Consider the following 16,255-nt stretch of genomic DNA (forward strand, 5'->3'; position numbering starts at 1 on the left):
TTCATCCTTTTTTGCCCTTCCTCTATATATAAGAAGTGAAAGCAATGGTTCGATGGATGAATCAACTTGATGAAATGGAAGTTCAGATGGTTTATTCAGATTCGGCCTAAAGGAAAGGGTGAAAGAGGATGAGTAAATTATTAATTAATGAGTCGCCGGTGATGATTATTCCTTCATTGGCAGTAAGGCTGGGCTTAAATGAAGCGGTGGTCCTTCAGCAAATCCACTATTGGGTTACATCAAGCAGCCATGTGATCGAGGGACGGAAATGGATCTACAATACCTATAAGGATTGGCAGAAGCAGCTGCCATTTTGGTCGGAGAGTACGATCAAACGGACGATTCGTTCGCTTGAGGCCCAAGGCTACTTACTGTCAGGTAATTTTAATCAATTGAAAATCGATAAGACCAAGTGGTATACGATCGATTATGAACGATTGGAAGCATTAGAGCCAACAGAATCTGAGCTGTCGTTTGCTCAAACTGAATCATCTAGTTCATCAGCCTGCACGATGGAGGACACAAGCCTGAACCAAGCAATACCAGAGAGTACTACAGAGATTACTTCAGAGAAAGAAACTCCTGTCGTCGAAATCATCCACTACCTTAATGAAAAAACAAAGGCAGAATACAAACCCAGTACATTTGACTTCTCCCCATGGATAAATCCAGGGGATTCTTTTTTAAACCTTCATCAAAGCTGCCTATCTGCCGGGGCTTCTAGGTCTTACTGCTTTTCCAGTTCATTACGACATGTAGTGAATACCACATACCGAAGCCCAATCATAGGCACTACGCCACTGCCCTTTTTAACCCCTTATGCGAAACAATGGGAGTTAAGAGAACTCGGTGATACTTTGTATCTTCCCATTTAGGTAATTCCCGATTTTTCGTGAACTGTTTATGAACTGACTTGTCCAAAATATTAATGGCGCCTACTACATCCCGATGTCCGATCGCACCACACTGACAGTGGAAGTTCCGATTCCATTGTTTGCTGAATTCTCCGCATAAAGGGCATGTGCCGGAAGTATAGGATTCTTCCACAAGTTGGACGGTGACACCACGAAGTTTTAATTTGTATTTTATTTTTTCAATTAATTGCCCAAAACTCCAATTTGATAATTGTTGGCGAATTTCTTTTCGGGTTTTCTTTTTCTTCTTCGTATTCTTTTGAACGCCGTTTGGTGTTCCAATATAAAGCGTTTTTATGTGATGATCCACACACCAATCGGTGACCATTTTCGAAATCGCATGCAATAGGTACTCGATTCTCCGTTCCATTTTTTCTAAAAAACGGCGTTTACGCAAAATGAGTTTTTGCCTTTTATTCGAACCTGTCTTTTTCCGGCTAATGAGCTTTTGAAACTCTTTTAACTTTTTGTTTCTATAACGCTGTAACGAGCGAAGCTCTCTTCCTGTCACAATGAAGTGACTTTTTCCGTCACTTAATACGGCCGCATGTATGAGCCCTAAATCGCAGCCGGCCTCCTTTTTACCTTGTACTTGCTTTTGTTTTGGTACTTCCACTGCTATATGCATCCAGTATTGATCTTTGTGCCAAACAATTTCAGCACTTTTTATGGTATGGAAATCAATATGCTTCGGTTGAGGGATCACTAAGGGGATTTGTCGTTTTCCATTGCTAAACAGCAGCTGTTTTCCCGTACTTGTAATGGCTGCTTTTTTATATTTGACAGAAAAGAATTTTTTGTGTTTCCAGGGGTAACGCCATTGTTTGTCCCCTTTAGCGCGCAGTTCTCTCGTTCTTTTACATGTTTCTTCATGTAACTCGATGATCGCTTGAATCGTTTGGGAGTGTAATTTATGGGTGGTGGCATTGTACCATTTCTTTTTTTCTGATGCACTTGTCCAAATCTTATATACGTCAAATAGCCACCAATGGAGATCTAAGCAGTCATTCCATAGATTCGCTGCTTCCTTACGCAGAGAATCGGCTAATCTTCTCTCCTCGGCGGTTAATCGGAGGGGAAATTTCCGTATGACGATATCGCCTATGGACTCTTTTTTCTTTTGTTCTTTCATATTCTTTTTACAGGGTTCCATTTCTCTTTTCACCCCTATTGGGAACATTTGTTCTATATGTTTATTATACCATTATTGAATTTCAATTGGAAGTAAAAATGATAAAGTATGGCTTATATCCCCATTTCTAAAGAAAGGGGTTTTACGCTATCTTTTGATAAAACCCAGGAAATGATCAGAGCAAGAATGCGAGAAGGCTTTACGGTGGAGGATTTTAAAAAGGTCATAGATTTGAAGACTGCTGAATGGATGCGTGACCCGAGAATGTGCAAATACCTAAGGCCGACAACGTTATTTGGCAGTAAATTTGAATCTTATATCAACCAGAAGTCCTGCAAGAAATCCTTGAACGAGGAGGATTACGATTTAGATGATGAAGCGTGAGACTTTTGAATTATTAAAGAGAATAGTTGTTTTTTATGATCAGTTTGAGGTGAACCAAGAGAAAGTGAACCTGTGGCATGAAGTGTTAAAGGGCTATACCTTTGACGAGATACAAGGGAACCTGTTGGCCTTTGTAAAGGAGTCCTCGTTTCCACCCAAAGTGTCGGATTTAATCTCAAAGTCTGCGAATTCAAAGACGATTCCAAATGCAGAAGAGACGATGAAACTTTCTTCCAGGCTGAAACCTGCGAGTGAAATTGTCGTTCAAAGAGAGCTGGCCAAAATGAGAGCCATCTTGGGTATTGATAGGGGGGAGAAAGATGGAAGGGCATGAGCCATTTAATCAAGAAGCAGAAGAGGCGTTGGTAGGAGCGTTCTTTTTAGAAGAGGACTTGGTGAAAGAATGCACCATTCGTCCAGAACAGCTGTATTCCTGGAAACTGAAACAAATTTATTCAGCCATCCGCCGTTTGGATGAAAAAGGCAAGCCGATTGATATGATCTCGGTTATGGAGGAACTGGGGATTTCGAACCTGCAAATGGTGGGCGGGATCAGCTATATTACCCAATTAGCCGGCAGTGTACCGACAACAGCCAACTTTCATTTCTATGAAAATCTGGTCAGGGAATATGCCCAGAAACGTAAGACCATACAGATTGCCGGAAAAATCATGGAGCAGGCACAAGCGTCCGATATCAGTAAGACATTAAGTGAGGGGATCCATGAATTAATGGCCGTTGAGGAGGATGAAGCCGATGAAGATAATGGTGATATAACACCATCGCTAGTGGATTTATTTGCGGACTGTGAAAAAGATTTGGGCGAGATCGTCGGCATTCCGTCTGGTTTTGCCCATTTGGACCGTCTTACGGGAGGATTCCAAGAATCTGATTTAGTCATCATTGGCGCCCGCCCCAGTATGGGCAAAACGGCATTCGCCTTGAATTTGGCGCTGCATGCGGCATTTCAAGATGTAAGTGTCGTATTTTCCTTAGAAATGGGAAAGAAGCAGCTGCTGAAGCGCATGGCTGGTTTTACTGGATACATCGATAGTCTCAAAATGAAGAACCCAATGAAGGAGTTTCAAGAGGACGATTGGCAACATTTCACGGACAGTATCGCAACGTTATCAAAGGCCAATTTCCATATTTTTGACCGGGCAGGGATGGATGTCCCTTTTATCTGGTCAAAGCTCCGCAAGATTCGCAGGGAGTACGATCGTGAAAAAAGGATACTGGTCGTGATTGATTATCTGCAGCTGATCGCGGGTGATCCGAAATACAAACAAAACCGTCTGGCAGAGATTAGTGAATTAAGCAGAGCCTTAAAAACGATGGCGAGGGAACTGAATGTGGTCGTCATTGCCCTTTCCCAGCTGAGCCGGGGCGTTGAAAGCCGCCAGGACAAACGGCCGATCCTGTCTGACTTAAGGGAAAGCGGACAAATAGAGCAGGATGCTGATTTAATCGCCTTTCTCTATCGGGATGATTATTATACGAATGATTCTCCACTAAAGGATAGGATGGAAGTCATTCTTGCCAAGCATCGGAATGGGCCGACTGGGACGGTGGAGCTTGGGTTTAATAAGCAATTTGGGAGGTTTGTTCAATTAGAGAAGTAATATTAAGGAGGAATTAACCTTGTGAAAAAAATAGCGAAGTCTAAAGGGTGATTTTTATGGTCTTTAATGAGGTTAGCCCAGGCCGCAAAAAACTTTTCCATGGATATTTATTATTACCATTAGATAAGGTGAACCTTACCATAAGTAAATGAGTTTTTTCTAGGGAAATAGAACAGCACCAATCCATAATAGGATTGGTGTTGTGTGTTTAATTTGTAATCATATGGGGGTTCTCAATTTCAATTACTAAATCATTTTCATCGATTTCCATTGAGTCAAATAGAACATGTAAGTTTTTCCTTTTAGCTTCATTACTAATATTGGTATTTATATAAATATCTTCACCAATTTTTGCAGACTTGCTTTCATCAAACTCATTTTCTCCAACTGAATGAAATTTCACATTTAATATTTCTTCTTCATTCAATGCTTGGTAAAATGCATCTGAATCAAATAAGTATAGTTGTTGTATTACATTTAAATATACATCAATAAATGTTTTAACTGAGGTTTTTTCGGTTAGAAATTCAAAGCTAGTAGGTTGTGACCGTCAAGTAGAATGACACAATTTCTGCTCATTAATTTGAAACACTTTGTTCCCCAAATATGGTAGAACGATGCTTCATACGATAACTATCTTCATTTAAATGAATAATTTCTACTCGATGCAGAATTCTATCAAGAATTGCCGTTGTTATGGCTTGATCTCCTAATAATTCACCCCATTCTTTTGGAGCTTTGTTAGAAGTTAAAATAATGGAAGATTGATTATATAAGTCGTTTATTAAATGAAAGAACATATTTGCTTCTTGTTGATCCATTGCCATAAACATCAAGTCATCAATGATGACTAAATCAGCTTCTCTAATTCGCTTCATTCTAGCTTTAGATTTGCGTGTAATTTCTTCCGTTTTCAGATTATGAACTAAGTCTCCCATCGATGTAAAAACAGCCTTATATCCTTGGTTTATCGCTTCGATACCTAGTCCCACCGCCAGGTGGGTTTTGCCTACACCTGGCGGTCCTAGTAGTATTAAACTATATAATTGTTCAACCCAAGTTAAGTCTTTTAATCTATTTAGTTGTTTATTGCTTAGAGACTTCTGTTCTTTCAAATTGAACTCTTCTATTGTCTTGCTAAAAGGAAAGGTGGCCCACTTTAATCGATTATTTAGTTGCTTTTCTTCTCTTCGAGCTTGCTCATAGGTTGTCACCTCTAATAAGAATTGAGTGAATGAAAGGTCTTTTTCTTCTGCTTCCCGGATTAAATGGGGAAGGTGTTTGGCCGTTTCAGCGAGTCTTAGGTACTTCATTATGTCTTGAATCTGCTGTAATTGACTCATTCCTATTTAACCTCCATTAATGCGGTGTAAGAATCTATTTCCCTTTTGTGTGCATTTGTTTCTAAGACCCATTCAGACAGTTTGTTTAAAGGTTTAATTTCTTTTTTATTCTCTAAAGCTGTTTCAATTCCTTGGCGCTGGCGTTTTACATATGCAATGATATCGCCAAAATCTGTTGCACTATATAAATTCCTTTTTAAGCACTCTGCTAACGCTTTGTTCAGTACATCGCTATTGCTATCTTTTGTTTCACGCAGGATAATCTGTAGCTGGTCTTTAATGTAACGTGGATTTTTTTTCCTAACCTTCTCAAGATATTGAAAAGCCAATTCTTTATTCTCAAATTTCTCTGCCACTGTGTTTATAAACGCTTCGACTCCTTTTGTTCGATCTCTAGTATGTTTTCTATCTTTAACTAACTGACCTTTTCCTTCAGGAATCAAATGCTTTGCTATAATTTCTCCGGTATCGTGTATATAAATAACCAATTCTTTAGCCTCTGTTTCCTTGACGCATACTTTTTCTATTTTGTTATATGTTCCAAGTGGAAGAGAGTAGCGATTAGATTCAAAACGAATAGTGTTGTCCTTATGAACACATCTTGTTATACTAGAATCATAGTTATTTTGAAAATCTATTTTCTTGTGGACTGGTTTTAAGTGTTGCTTTTCGAGGAGAAACACTTCAACCGGTCTTTTTTTTGTTGAGTTGTGTATTTTAAAGTTCCCCGTTCTGTTTAGCCAATCCCACCCTTGTTCGTTCCAAGCATCAAGGTTATGGAAAACTCTATGTTTGGCAAAGTTTTGCTTAATGAACCCTACAACATTTTCAATTCTTCCTTTACTTTCAGGATCTGCCTTACGGCAAACCCGAAGGTTTAAGCCTCTAGATTCCTTGTAATTTTGAAACTCCTTAGTTAGGATTAAATCTCCACCATTCTCACTGACTACAATTAAACTATCTTGATCATATACAATCTCATTGGTCATGCCGCCATACCATTTGAATGCATTTTCATGTGCTCTAATAACATCTTGAGTTGTAAAAGGTCTATCTAGCCACTCTTTATATTTATGTCTAGAATGAGATAATACAAAAGCGATAAAGTTAAGTTTCACTTCTTTATTATCAGATGTTTTTTGCTTTGTATGGCCGAAATCCACTTGCATTTGTTCACCCATCGGAGGGTCAGGTATCGCCTCATACATTCTAGGTGAAGTCTCTTTTTTGATCATATACTCTTCTCGAAGATCCTTTACATAGGTTCTAACTGTACTTTCCCCAATATTCATATCCTCATATTTTTCTAGAAGCCAGTCATAAACTTGTGCTGCCGACATATCTGGATGCTTCCTAAGCCAAGATAATATCAGTTCTTTATGAGGATCCAGTTTTCTCTTTTTACTCTTAAGAGATTCCACCCATTCCGCCATCTCCGAAGGTGATTTCTTCAGGTGTCTGTGAACAGTTGATCTAGAAACCCCTAATTTTTCAGCTATCTTAGTCTGACTAAATCCTTGTTTTATTAATTGTTTTATCTCCATGTACATTTCCCACTTATCCACCTTTTCTGCCCTCCACTGTAAGTAATGAACTATTTCATTTTACAGGGGAAGACTAATATTCTTTGCTGGTATATTTGGGTAAATAAGTGTTTCAACAAATCAAGCAAAAACTGTACACTTTATTCTAGCAGTCACATAGGTTTGATACTTGTCCAGGAATCCTCAAGAGTAATCTCAGTTTTATTTGAATTTTGATGGATACTATGTGAGTTAGGATACTGCCAAATAGTTAATGCTTGATTAATTAAGAATTTCGAGCGATTTAATATATCGCTTTCTGTCCAGGTTGTGTAGTTTTTTAGTGTTTTTGATAAATTAAAGGATGAATTGTCGTAACCTGAAACTAACATTTCCTTTTTTTCTATAAAGTTCTTGTTACTTAAGTTACTATTATAACCAGTTAAAGTTAAGTTTCCAATTGTATGGAGATATTTTTGGTGTACTTCCTGCCAATTTTCTCCTAAATTATTTTGCCAATAAATATTAATACCTATATTTTGTGGCATAATATGTTCAATTGAAATTTGACTAGACCAATCAACTACTTCATTTGAAAGTGACTTTTCTAGAGAGTATAGAATGTATTTTTTATAATTAGTTTTAACCATGTATATATTACGCATTAAAAATGCACTTTTGAATTCCTCATTATTTGGGAATCGATGATGTCCTTTTTTGCTTAATAATGCAATTTCAAATGATTTTATAGGCTCTTTATAATTGAAATCTCTTATGAAAGTAACGAAGACTTTGTTAAGCCCTTGAGATCCATGTTCTAAGATTATTCGTCTGGATAAATAACTTTCGATTAATAATAATATCCGAGAGAAGTCTGATTTAGAAATTTTCTCTTCTAAGTAAAAATCATAAATATACATAATAAATGGATAAATAACTTTTACTTCTAATAGCTCTAATCCTTTTAAATGAGTTTTAATTTTGTTGTCGTGGTCATCTGCGGATACAATCTTTTTATAAATTTTTGAAAATTTATCGAGTTCTGTCATGAACTTCTCTATGCTAGATTTTTTTCTTGTATAGTTTTTCGAAAAGTATGATTTGAAATCAGAGAAAACTTGAGATTCTTTTGGAATCTTTAAGTTTTTTATAGTAAGAAAATCTCTAATAAAATTAGAAAGTGTATTTTTACCAAATGAATCCAGTCTCTCTTCAATTGGATACCAATACTCATTATAAATATGGGTTTGTACATCATTTTCCAATCCCATTAATAAAAAGTTTCGAATTAAATCAGATTCTACTAATTTTTCCCCAGTAGAATTTAAGCTTTCAAATATTAATTGGGGGTCATCTATATCCCTTTCTAAGGCAATTTCAACAATATCTAATTTGGCCAACCCATCATAAAGTTCTTTTATATCGATTTTTTGACTTTTTATTTGCTTATAAAAATATCGATAGTTACTAATAATGTTGTTTTTTGAATTAGCTTCGTCAAGAGGAGTACCAAAAATAAGTTTGTCGTATAATGTTTTATCTTTTTTCGTTAAGCATAGCTTAATATAGTCTTCATTTTTCTTTCTACTATTAACTAGATAAGTTTCTTCAATTTCTTCCGCAATGGTTTCATCTATATGTTCAAAATTTTCCCTTATGTAATCTCTGAGAGCTATCAATATTAATGAAACCGTGGTAATTCGTTGTTGTCCATCGATTATTGTAGCCTCATTGATTTGACTAATAAGACCGTGTTTATTTGAAATTTGAACGACAGAACCAATAAAATGTCTTTTATTAGGGTGTTTCATTATGGTTTTTATATCATTTAATAATCTTCCACAATGTGTTAAATTCCAAGTATATTCTCTTTGATATACAGGAATGGAAAACCTTCTGTTTTGAGCACTTAAGAAACCTAAAATACTATTTTTATCTGCTTCCATGCTTAACCTCCTGATAAAATCAAATTCACTATCAATTATACAATATTTAACAATCATGTTATATTGAAATTATTGAATTAATAAGAAATATAACTATATTTTTACACATGTGAAATGGTGTACTACACAAGAGGGGGGTATTTATGATTAAACCAGATTGGAATATCTTTAAAGCAAAGTTTAGTGAGAACCCACAAAATAACTTTGAATGGCTATGTTACCTTTTATTTTGCTTAGAGTTCGGAAAAGAGTTTGGTATTTTTAGGTATAAAAATCAATCTGGGATTGAGACCAATCCAGTTTATGTAGATAAGGAAGTTATAGGATGGCAAGCGAAGTTTTATGAAACCACTTTGTCGGATCATAAAGGCGAATTAATTAAAACCTTAATAAAAAGCAAAAGAGACTATTCAGATTTAACAAAAATCATTTTTTATACAAATCATGAATGGGGACAAAGTCATAATCCTAAAAAACCTGAACAAAACGATCCCCAAGCAAAAGTTGATATTGAAAGTAAGGCTAAGGAGCTTGAAATCCAAATTGAATGGAGGACTGCAAGTTTCTTTGAGTCACCCTTTGTTACCATAAAAAATGATTTAATTATCCAACATTTCTTTAGTTTTGAAAAGAGTATTGTACAACTCTTATCGGAAAAACAAACCCATTCCGAGTCAATTTTAAAGGATATTCAAACATCCATAAACTTCCATGGGGAGAAGATAGAAATAGATAGAAACGCCCTTCTTGAAAGGATAATAAGTGAAATCGAAAAAGAACAAGTATTGACGTTAACTGGTGCAGGTGGAGTTGGAAAAACAGCGGTTATCAAAAGGCTATATGAAGATCAAAAAACAAATACCCCATTTTATATTTTTAAGGCAAGTGAGTTCGAAATAAATGATATAAATAGTTTGTTCGGCGGATATAGTTTGCAGGATTTTATTGAAGCTCATAAAGAGGAAGAGAAAAAGTTAGTCGTAATTGACTCAGCTGAAAAGTTGTTAGATTTAGAAAACACAGACCCATTCAAAGAATTTGTCTCTGTTTTAATAAAAAATGAATGGAAAATTATATTTACAGCGAGAAGTAATTACTTGTCCGATTTGGACATGCAGTTTATTGACCAATATCAAGTTAAACCCATCAAATTTTATATTGAAACTCTGAGCGTGGAAGAACTGATAGGCTGCTCTCAAGCTAATAATTTTAACTTGCCAACCGACACGAAGCTGTTGGAGTTACTCAAAAACCCATTTTATTTAAACGAATATTTAAAGTTTTATAATAATGACGAGGTTATTGATTATCAAAATTTTAAAGAGAAACTATGGAATAAGTTAATAAAAAAATCAAAGCCAACCAGAGAGCAATGTTTTATGAAGATTGCATTTCAAAGAGCAAGTGAAGGTCAATTTTTTATTTCTCCTAATTGTAATGAATCGACCATTAATTCCTTAGTGCAGGATGGTATCTTGGGTTATGAAACAGCAGGATACTTTATTACCCATGATATTTACGAAGAGTGGGCTTTGGAAAAAATTATTGAATCTGAATTTATTAGGCAAGAAAATTACCATGATTTCTTGAAGAAAATTGGGGAATCTCTGCCTATTCGGCGAAGTTTCAGAAAATGGGTGTCTGATAAGCTCTTAACCGAGGATGATTCCATTGAGAATTTTATAGAAGAAGTCATTGAGGATGAAAACATTCCTTATTTCTGGAAAGATGAAGTTTTGGTATCAGTGTTACTTTCATCTTACTCGGATCAATTTATTAATTTATTTGAGGAAAAGTTACTTGAGGATAACCAAAAACTATTAAATAGAGTAACATTTTTATTAAGAGTAGCATGTAAAGAAGTAGATGAGGAATTTTTAAAAGGAGTAGGGTTGGATAAATATTCCATCTCTTATTTGCAGTATATATTTACCAAGCCAAAAGGAAAAGGCTGGGAAAGTATAATTAAACTAATTTACAATTATAAAGATGAATTTGAGGTAGAAAAACTTAACTTTATATTACCGATAATAAATGAATGGAATAATAAATTTAAAAGCGGAGAAACGACAAAGTTATCAGCTTTAATTGCCTTAAAATATTACCAAGTAATCGTTAAGGAAGACATATACCTTTCAAGAGGAGAAGATATTGAGGAGAAACTTATTCAAACAATTTTATATGGAGCTGCCGAAATAAAGGAGGAACTTACTGCCATTTTTGATGAAGTAATTAAAAATGAGTGGAGGAATTATAGAGACCCTTATTATAACTTAGTAAATGCTATTTTATCGAAAGTGGGCGAAAATCAGGAGGTTCTTAAGTCACTTCCTAATTATGTATTAGGTCTAGCAGATTTATACTGGTTCAATTCTCAGGAAAAACGTCATCCATTTCATTATAGTGTTGGCGTCGAAGGTGATTTCTGTATTGATGAGAATCAGAGGGATTATTACCCTCCAAGTGCATTTCAAACACCTATTTATTGGTTGCTTAAATATTCACTTAAAGAAACCTTTGATTTCTTACTTAGATTTATAAATAAAACAGTTGAGTGCTATGTAAAATCAGATTTAGATAGATCAGAATCAGAAGTTAAAGAAGTGGAAGTTGTTACAGACAACACAGTAGTAAAGCAATATATAAGTCAAAGACTTTGGAACACTTATCGCGGCACCTCGGTTGCACCTAATGTTTTTCAATCGATTCATATGGCATTAGAAAAGTTCCTTCTTGAAACAGCAAAAAATACTGACTCTAAAATACTGGAAAGTAATCTTTTATACTTAATAAAGAACTCAAATTCTGCTTCGGTAACAGCAATAATGGTAAGTGTTGTTTTAGCATACCCTGAGAAAACATTTAATGTTTCCAAGGTTTTATTTCAAACAAAAGAATTTTTTCTTTATGACTCCAGTAGAAGGTCAGAAGATTACTCTGCAAAAAGTCAATTTTTAATCGGGGCTGGATTGATGCCTAAAAATAAAATTCATGAAAATGAGAGAATTAATTCCTGTAATGACAGCCATCGAAAAAAATCACTTGAGGATCTCGCTCTAATATATCAATTTTTTAAGGGCGAAGGTGTAACTAATGGGGAAGTAGAAGAAAGACAAAAGGTTATTTGGGCTATTTTTGATCAGTATTATAAGGAAATTACAGACGATACAAGGGAAGACGTTAGAACATGGAGACTTTTTCTTGCTCGAATGGACGGGAGAAAAATGAAGCCTACTTTTGAAGAAGTTGATGAAGGATTGCAGATAAATTTCAATCCAGAAATCGATCCTAGCTTAAAGGAGTATAGTGATGTAGCTCTCCAAGAAAGTTCTGAAGCAATGAAATACCTTTCCTTAAAACTGTGGGCTGACTATAAAGTCAAAAATGATGAGAAGTATAAAGAGTATACTCAATATGAAGAGAACCCAAAACAGGCATTGCGGGAAGTTAAGGAGATTCTTGAAAACTTAAAAAATAATCATGGGACGTTTCACCTTTTCGAAGAGAAGATCCCTGCTCATGTTTGTACTGTTTTAGTACGGGATTATTTTGAGGAGCTTTCAAAATCAGATAAAGAACTTTGTAAAGATGTTATCTTAACATGTGCATCTTCCTCTTTCAGACCGAATTATTTGTATCAGATATGGGACGGTGTTGAAGCAACAATTTCAGTATTGCCCCTTATATTAGAAAAGTTTCCTGAAGAAAGAGAAAATATAAAAGTCATTCTGTTATTAACTTTATTCAATCCTCATTCAATAGGAGCGTATGCGAAATTTTCAGACTACTCGGCAAATGCAATACTTAATAATTTATGGGGCATTAGTTTTTCTGACGCACAATCTCTACTTATTGGATTTTTATATTTGAAACCGAAATATGAAACAATGCGAGAGACTTTGAGACAAGAAAATTATAAACAAAATAAATACGAACTATATGAGAATGAGTTAATCGAGAAATTTGTAGGGAAGTATGAAGAAGATATAGAAAAGATTATAGCAAATTCGATTACACTAGATGAAATAAAAAATATAAAAAATATAAATTTACGCATCTTAAGAACAGCATTTCAATTAATCCCCTTGAAGATACTTGATGAGTCCCATAAAATAATTACTCAAAACATCATATCTGCTTTTGCAGAGAAGTTATTATCTGATGATAGAAAGGAAAAAGTTGATTACCAGGTTAGACATGATTTCTTGATGAAACTTTCTAGGGTTGTTCTAGCTTCCTCAAGGGATGATGCTCCTGTTTATTTACACCCATTTATTGAGGGCTTTAATAACACTGAATCTATGGCAGATTTATTTAAAGAATTCATATTTGCCGAAGATTCTCTAAAAACTTATTATAACTTTTGGTTGGTATGGGACTTGTTTTATAATAAAGTCGCCGAGTTATGTAAAGGTGAAAGTTATGGTTATTACAATCAGAACATCATCAAAAGTTATCTCTTTGCTCAGACACCATGGAATGAAAATGTTTCTGAATGGCATGCGCTTAAAGATAATAATAAAAGGTTTTTAAGTAAAGTTGCAAGAAATATGGGGAATTCCCCTTCTGTTTTATATGCAATAGCAAAATTATTAAATGGAGTCGGGCAAAGGTATCTTAATAATGGAATCCTTTGGATTTCTAGAATCTTAATTGAACACGAAAAATTATGGACAGAGCAATTAGAGAGTAATACTATTTACCATTTAGAAAACCTGGTGAAAAGATATATTTATAATAATCGTGAAAAGATAAGAAGAGAAATTAAATTAAAACAAGAAGTTCTCGTCATATTGGACTTTTTAGTGGAGAAAGGATCAGTTGCTGGATATATGTTAAGAGAGAACGTTTTATAATAACTCTTAGCATTTCTAATAGTAATTTTAGAAAGAGCTTGATATTTACTGTCAGGCTCTCTCTTTTTATTAATAATTCTTAGTACCAATTGGTTGCACGATGCAATTCAAATTGCGTAGCAAAATTTATTTAACAATCAACAGCGTTATTAAATAGCTAATATGTACTTAATCTGTAAGCCCGAATTATAAAAAATAAGCGCACCTTTCGGTACGCATCACGAATAGCCGTAAATCCCGATTTTTTTCAATCGAATTTACGGCTTATTTCAATTTTTGCCCACATTCGGCCTGAATCACTTTTGACCAGGGCATGTATTGATCTAAAATTTCAGGTTTTTGATGGATGCCAAGATTGGGCAGATCCGTCAAAAGTTTCTTCAAGTATTCGTAGAAATCTACACCGTTACTTTTGGCAGTTTCTGCGATACTGAGACAAATGGCGTTCGCTTTTGCGCCGGCTTCACTGACTGAGAAAAGCCAGTTTTTTCTCCCCACGACGTTAGGGCGGATGGCGTTTTCAGCGGGATTATTATCGATTTCAACGCGCCCGTCGTTCAGGTATGCTCTAAGTCCATTTGCCCTGTTCAATGTATATTCAGCTGCTTTCGCCAGCGCATTTTTTCCATAGAATGGTGACGTTTCAACCCATTCAAGGAATTTATCTACAATTGGCTTCGAATATTTCTGGCGTTTTTTTCTTCGCTTACTCGGAGACAAATGTTTAAATTTCCTTTCAAGACGGTATAAATCGTCACAAAAGCTCACACCTATACGGCCATTTTTGCTGTCCGCCTTCAGCCAATAACGGCGAACGTGGGCCCAACAATTTGCGAAAGTAACGCCTTCCAACTTGCCATAGGCAGAATAACCATCGCAAATAATCGTTCCTGAAAAGCCTTCAATGAATCCTTCAAGGACGGATCGGGCTCGCGATAATGCACTATGAAAGAGAGTTATTGGTGGTCCTTGGCAAGGAACACTTCGAGACACCCAATTATAAGCATTGGTTTGACCCGATTTACCATCGGAACGGTGGAGTATTTGTCCATATGTTTCATCAATATGTAAAAGCGATTTATTCATCATCAAATCTTTCATTCTTTCATAAATAGGCAATAGCCAATCGTGTGATGCACGAATGACCCAATTCGAAAGATTCTTATCGTTGGTATTCAGGCCGTAACGATCCCATTCCTTAACCTGGCGGTAAAGGGGGAGGTATTGCGCAAATTTATCATAGATGACTTTGGCAAGCACGCTAGGGCTTGCGATGCTACGTTGAATGGAAGGCTGCGGTGCCTTACCACGTTTAATTTGGGCTTTTTGAAATGAATCACCTTTACAATTTTTACATTCATAAGCATGTTCTATGTGTTGGACTTTCTTCATTTTTGCGGGAATAAATTCTGCTTCTTCGCGCACGATTGTACTTCCAATTTCAATCATTTGTCCCTGGCAACAGTCACATTGTATATTTTCTGGATGATAGTGAAATGCTTCAACTTCTATATCATCTCGTAATGAATCATTTCGTTTTTTCTTTTTAATAGTTCGAACAACAGTATAAGAAATGGTCTGTTGGCTTTGTTCTTCTGTGTGCTCAGATTCGCTAAAAGACGGGTCATCATCAAATAATGACGATTGCCCTTCTGGTGCGTTATATCTTGATTTTTCAGTTTTAGAACCATATAAGAGTTTTGTTAAGTGCCGAAGTTGTTGCGTTAACGCTTCGTTCTGTTTCAACGATTGATCCAATTTTTTGGATAGCTCCTGGTTTTGTTGATTCGAATGAGCCAACTGCTCTTTCGAGCAATCGAATTACTCTATCAAATTGATTTTCATTCGTAGAAGAAGTATTCGCCACATCATTCACCACTTTTCGTTCGGATTCACTTCTTTTATTATAACGAGTTCGAACAGTGGAATAAAGATAAAATGAAGGGCTTTAACGAATTTAGAAGGCACCTTTTGGTGACTGCTGAATCGCCTTTGGCTGCTGGATAGATAACCCCTCGAGGAGCCACCTGAGCTCCTTTTGAGAGAGATTCCGTACTTCGTTTTCATCCTTTGGCCATTGGAGTTTTCCGTTATCCAAACGTTTATATAGCATGGCGAAGCCATCACCGTCGAAATATAAGCATTTATAGCGATCTTTACTCCATCCTGAAAACAAGAAAATGGAATCCCCGTATGGATCCAATTCAAAGGAATCTTGAATTAATGTGGCTAGTCCGTCAATACCTTTTCTCATATCAGTTTTACCGCAAATGATGTAAATATTTTTTACGCTAGTAAAATCGTGTTTCACGGATTTTTCAACTCCCTCATAACCGTTTGGATGATGTGCTCATCTACGCCGTTGAAGAAGGAGATTTCGGCGTTGCCGGTTTTGATCGTGCAAGTAGGATTTGGAGAAATCACTACTGGATTTGGTGCAGAAGTATTTTTGTTTTCGGAATGTAATGTAACGGGGACGATTGTGAGTTTTTGCTGCGGCATATGAAAAAGCACCTCCTTAAATTGATACGTTGA

General features: G+C 35.7%; 12 protein-coding genes and 1 pseudogene. 5 read left to right on the forward strand and 8 right to left on the reverse strand.

Translation table 11 applies throughout. The features are described from left to right. Nucleotides 1-128: 128 nt before the first annotated feature. Entirely contained in the window at nucleotides 129-875 is a 747-nt protein-coding gene (locus tag ACO1D1_RS03875; protein WP_423335021.1) for a hypothetical protein, read from the forward strand. Here ACO1D1_RS03875 and ACO1D1_RS03880 read toward each other — a convergent pair. Continuing rightward, complete coding sequence (locus ACO1D1_RS03880) at nucleotides 793-2,067, reverse strand: RNA-guided endonuclease InsQ/TnpB family protein (RefSeq protein WP_423335022.1); 1,275 nt, start codon at nucleotides 2,065-2,067, stop codon at nucleotides 793-795. The two genes, ACO1D1_RS03875 and ACO1D1_RS03880, sit on opposite strands and share 83 nt — an antisense overlap. An 87-nt stretch (nucleotides 2,068-2,154) precedes the next feature. Between ACO1D1_RS03880 and ACO1D1_RS03885 the strand changes: the two genes are divergently transcribed. Genes ACO1D1_RS03885 through dnaB form a run of 3 tightly spaced genes read left to right on the forward strand, consistent with a single transcriptional unit; the run spans nucleotide 2,155 to nucleotide 4,052 of the window. After that, nucleotides 2,155-2,430, forward strand: coding sequence for a conserved phage C-terminal domain-containing protein (locus tag ACO1D1_RS03885; RefSeq protein ID WP_423335023.1), 276 nt, complete (start codon nucleotides 2,155-2,157; stop codon nucleotides 2,428-2,430). Further along, nucleotides 2,417-2,764, forward strand: a complete 348-nt coding sequence (locus ACO1D1_RS03890) for a hypothetical protein (RefSeq protein ID WP_423335024.1) — start codon at nucleotides 2,417-2,419, stop codon at nucleotides 2,762-2,764. The genes ACO1D1_RS03885 and ACO1D1_RS03890 overlap by 14 nt, the downstream gene beginning before the upstream one ends. After that, nucleotides 2,751-4,052: a replicative DNA helicase gene (dnaB, locus tag ACO1D1_RS03895; RefSeq protein WP_423335025.1), complete on the forward strand. Its 1,302-nt coding sequence runs from the start codon at nucleotides 2,751-2,753 to the stop codon at nucleotides 4,050-4,052. The genes ACO1D1_RS03890 and dnaB overlap by 14 nt, the downstream gene beginning before the upstream one ends. Nucleotides 4,053-4,260: 208 nt before the next feature. Here dnaB and ACO1D1_RS03900 read toward each other — a convergent pair whose 3' ends face one another. The 4 genes from ACO1D1_RS03900 to ACO1D1_RS03915 all read right to left on the reverse strand — a co-directional run bounded on the left by ACO1D1_RS03900 (nucleotide 4,261) and on the right by ACO1D1_RS03915 (nucleotide 8,864). After that, a complete protein-coding gene (locus tag ACO1D1_RS03900; protein ID WP_423335026.1) occupies nucleotides 4,261-4,479 on the reverse strand; it encodes a hypothetical protein in 219 nt (72 codons plus the stop codon). A gap of 151 nt (nucleotides 4,480-4,630) precedes the next feature. Next, the gene (istB, locus tag ACO1D1_RS03905) at nucleotides 4,631-5,395 is read right to left on the reverse strand and encodes an IS21-like element helper ATPase IstB (protein ID WP_423335027.1); all 765 of its coding nucleotides are present in this window, start codon (nucleotides 5,393-5,395) and stop codon (nucleotides 4,631-4,633) included. 2 nt (nucleotides 5,396-5,397) lie between these two features. Beyond that, complete coding sequence (gene istA, locus ACO1D1_RS03910; protein ID WP_423335193.1) at nucleotides 5,398-6,945, reverse strand: IS21 family transposase; 1,548 nt, start codon at nucleotides 6,943-6,945, stop codon at nucleotides 5,398-5,400. Between the two features lie 146 nt (nucleotides 6,946-7,091). After that, on the reverse strand, nucleotides 7,092-8,864 hold the full coding sequence (locus ACO1D1_RS03915; RefSeq protein WP_423335028.1) for a DUF262 domain-containing protein: 1,773 nt from the start codon (nucleotides 8,862-8,864) through the stop codon (nucleotides 7,092-7,094). Nucleotides 8,865-9,007: 143 nt separating this feature from the next. Between ACO1D1_RS03915 and avs4 the strand changes: the two genes are divergently transcribed. Next, a complete protein-coding gene (gene avs4 / locus ACO1D1_RS03920) occupies nucleotides 9,008-13,720 on the forward strand; it encodes an AVAST type 4 anti-phage nuclease Avs4 (protein WP_423335029.1) in 4,713 nt (1,570 codons plus the stop codon). 264 nt (nucleotides 13,721-13,984) lie between these two features. On the opposite strand, the pseudogene tnpC reads toward avs4, so the two are convergent. The 3 genes and pseudogenes from tnpC to ACO1D1_RS03935 all read right to left on the reverse strand — a co-directional run bounded on the left by tnpC (nucleotide 13,985) and on the right by ACO1D1_RS03935 (nucleotide 16,222). Beyond that, nucleotides 13,985-15,587 (reverse strand): annotated as a pseudogene (gene tnpC / locus ACO1D1_RS03925) (IS66 family transposase). Between the two features lie 90 nt (nucleotides 15,588-15,677). Next, complete coding sequence (gene tnpB / locus ACO1D1_RS03930) at nucleotides 15,678-16,031, reverse strand: IS66 family insertion sequence element accessory protein TnpB (protein ID WP_223821044.1); 354 nt, start codon at nucleotides 16,029-16,031, stop codon at nucleotides 15,678-15,680. Beyond that, nucleotides 16,028-16,222: a hypothetical protein gene (locus tag ACO1D1_RS03935; protein ID WP_149872886.1), complete on the reverse strand. Its 195-nt coding sequence runs from the start codon at nucleotides 16,220-16,222 to the stop codon at nucleotides 16,028-16,030. The genes tnpB and ACO1D1_RS03935 overlap by 4 nt, the downstream gene beginning before the upstream one ends. Between the last annotated feature and the right edge of the window lie 33 nt (nucleotides 16,223-16,255).

This window comes from Neobacillus sp. 19 (assembly GCF_049463095.1).
GTDB lineage: Bacteria > Bacillota > Bacilli > Bacillales > Cytobacillaceae > Neobacillus.